The sequence below is a fragment of the Blautia sp. OF03-15BH genome, assembly GCF_003463065.1.
GTDB lineage: Bacteria > Bacillota > Clostridia > Lachnospirales > Lachnospiraceae > Limivivens.
The window spans coordinates 23,881-26,456 of sequence record NZ_QSCM01000028.1 but is presented as its reverse complement, the minus strand read 5'-3'; the positions used below and the strand labels follow the sequence as shown (position 1 = coordinate 26,456).

General features: G+C 35.1%; 5 protein-coding genes. All 5 read left to right on the top strand.

Annotated elements, in window-relative coordinates; translation table 11 throughout:
- Nucleotides 1-74: 74 nt before the first annotated feature.
- Nucleotides 75-1,073 carry a S66 family peptidase gene (locus tag DXA57_RS16535; protein ID WP_117768360.1) on the top strand — a complete coding sequence of 333 codons (999 nt, stop codon included), beginning with the start codon at nucleotides 75-77 and terminating at the stop codon, nucleotides 1,071-1,073.
- 52 nt (nucleotides 1,074-1,125) lie between these two features.
- Nucleotides 1,126-1,443: a hypothetical protein gene (locus DXA57_RS17355; RefSeq protein ID WP_199612765.1), complete on the top strand. Its 318-nt coding sequence runs from the start codon at nucleotides 1,126-1,128 to the stop codon at nucleotides 1,441-1,443.
- Nucleotides 1,440-1,769 carry a hypothetical protein gene (locus DXA57_RS16525; RefSeq protein ID WP_243005823.1) on the top strand — a complete coding sequence of 110 codons (330 nt, stop codon included), beginning with the start codon at nucleotides 1,440-1,442 and terminating at the stop codon, nucleotides 1,767-1,769. Before DXA57_RS17355 ends, DXA57_RS16525 begins: the two co-directional genes overlap by 4 nt.
- A 131-nt stretch (nucleotides 1,770-1,900) precedes the next feature.
- Nucleotides 1,901-2,260, top strand: a complete 360-nt coding sequence (locus tag DXA57_RS16520) for an ArsR/SmtB family transcription factor (RefSeq protein WP_015512809.1) — start codon at nucleotides 1,901-1,903, stop codon at nucleotides 2,258-2,260.
- Nucleotides 2,261-2,319: 59 nt separating this feature from the next.
- Nucleotides 2,320-2,576 (top strand): cation transporter (locus tag DXA57_RS17605; protein WP_243005822.1); only part of this gene is annotated, 257 nt, incomplete at its 3' end.

Below are 2,576 nucleotides of genomic sequence, written 5' to 3'. Positions count from 1 at the left end.
GAAATGTCAAAACTGCTTTTTCGTTTACTCCATCATCGATTCTAACCTAAAGAATTTCTGGAGGAACTTGAAATATGAAGGCAAGAAAATTAAAAGATGATATTACAATAGGCGCATTCTCTTCATCATCACCAATTTCTGCAACTGTCCCTGTTCGTTATGAACGAGGAGTCAAATATTTAGAATCTAAAGGTTATAAAATAATAAATGGGCAGTTATACCGAAAAAAGGATAACTACCGTTCTGGAACAATTCAGGAAAGAGCACAGGAGTTTAATCAACTCTTATACAATGAGGATGTTCAGATTCTAATGGCATCTATTGGCGGAAACAATACAAACTCAATTTTACCATATATTGATTATGAATATTTAAAGAAGCATCCCAAAATAATTATTGGATATTCAGATGTTACCGCCTTATTGCTTGCTATTTACGCAAAGACAGGGCTAATTACTTTTTATGGACCGGCTGTTGCATCTTCGTTTGGGGAGTTGCCTCCTTTTGTTGATTGGACATTTGATAGTTTTAACTCTATGATAAAAGGGACAATATCTTTTCCTTATTGTTATGAAAAGCCAGAGGTTTGGACAGAAGAGTTTATCAATTGGGCTGAACAAGACAGGTCAAAAGAGCAACTTGGAAATGATTGGATATGCGTGAATCCAGGGATTTGTCAAGGGAGAATGATAGGCGGAAATCTTAACACAATGGAGGGCTTTTTTGGAACTGAATATATGCCGGAGATTAAAGAGGGAGATATTCTGTTTATTGAGGATTCGTTAAAAGATGCGTGTACAATAGAACGTTCTTTTTCATTGTTGAAACTTGCTGGTGTATTTGAAAAAGTAAGTGGAATAATTTTGGGAAAACATGAAAAATTCGATGATAATGGAACTGGAAAATGTCCTTATGAAATTCTATTAGAAGTTTTAGGAGATACTAAAATTCCTATATTAGCTGATTTTGATTGTTGTCATACACACCCTATGCTTACTATGCCTATCGGATGTGAAGTGATGATGGATGCAGCAAATAAGAAAGTTGTATTGATGGAATCTCCATTGAATTAAATAACAACTTCCGGTTTAGAAAATCGGTAGATTAGAATTTGGAGGAACATAAATGAAACAAACAACAAAGAATGCGGGAACAGGTATGACATTAGGGATGTGCATTGGTGTAGGTGTTGGCTCTGTGATTGATAGTTTAGGAATACCAATGGGGCTTTGTTTTGGAATGCTGATTGGTCTTGTCATTGGAGCAAATAAGGATAAAATTGTTAATAAGCAAGTCGCTAAAAAAGGATATAAAATCAAGGTGATAGAAAAAGATGAGGCATTCGTTATATTGATGACACGACACTTGAAAAATCAAATGATAAAAAGAAAGATAAACAGGAATCTACGAGTACCATACCAGAGGAAGTGCAGGAATTTGTGAATCTGACAATTACAGAGCATATGGGGAAAGCATATTCAGAATGGAAGTTGAATCAGGATAAAGAGTCAGTAAGTGAGATTGATAAGAAATACCAGAAATTACTGGAAACGTTATCCCCAGAACAGGAAGAAGTGATTACGGAATACTGTAATGCAATTTTCAGCAGTGGAGCAGAAACAGAAGAGTTTTTCTACCGACTGGGATTAAAAAGATGGACTGAATCTAAAAAGTACTGTAAAATCTGTATTAGAAATGATATCGTGGAATCGGGATTTACAGGAAGTGTGACAAGAAAGCCAAAACGGTATACTGGGAAAAAAGATTAAGAAAAGAATAAAGAGCTGGTTTTAATTGTAAAATTTATGGGGAACTAACATCAGCTTATTGACATAAATTTAAAAATAAGTATAATAATAGTTGAGTAATTGTTCAACTATTATTATTTGGAGGTGAATATATGTCAAAAACGTCTTATATTTGTAATTGCGATGTAATTCATGAGGATATTGTGAATGATGTGAAATCCAAGATGCAGCCAAAAGATGATTATATCCAGTTGGCTTCTTTGTTTAAGCTATTTGGAGATGGAACTAGAGTACAAATCTTACACGCTCTAGAACAGAGTGAGATGTGTGTATGTGATCTTGCAGTGCTACTGGGGGTAACAAAATCTGCAATTTCGCATCAGTTAAAGGCATTACGCCTAGCGAATCTGGTAAAATTCCGTAAAGAAGCACAGATAGTTTACTACTCGCTGGCAGATGATCATGTGAAAGAGATTATTGACAAGGGATTTGAGCATCTTTGGCAGAAATAATATTTTTTAACATTATAGTTGAGTAATTGAACAATTAAACAAATTATAAGGAGATTATCATGAAACGCATATTTCTATTAAAAGGGTTGGACTGTCCGAATTGTTCCGCAAAAATTGAAAAAGAAGTCGGAGAGTTGGATGGAGTGCAATCCTCAGTGGTAAATCTGATGAAGCAGACGCTTACAATCAATGTTACTCAGACAGCCGCAGATACGATAGCCAGTCAGATTGAAACGATTGTTCATAGTCATGAGCCAGATGTGGAAGTTCAGGAAGAAACCGTTATGAATGTTACAAAGAGTTATTCGTTAAAAGG

Coding starts and splice junctions, on each gene's coding strand:
- DXA57_RS16535 (WP_117768360.1), top strand. CDS start 75: ATGAAGGCAAGAAAATTAAAAGATGATATTACAATAGGCGCATTCTCT.
- DXA57_RS17355 (WP_199612765.1), top strand. CDS start 1,126: ATGAAACAAACAACAAAGAATGCGGGAACAGGTATGACATTAGGGATG.
- DXA57_RS16520 (WP_015512809.1), top strand. CDS start 1,901: ATGTCAAAAACGTCTTATATTTGTAATTGCGATGTAATTCATGAGGAT.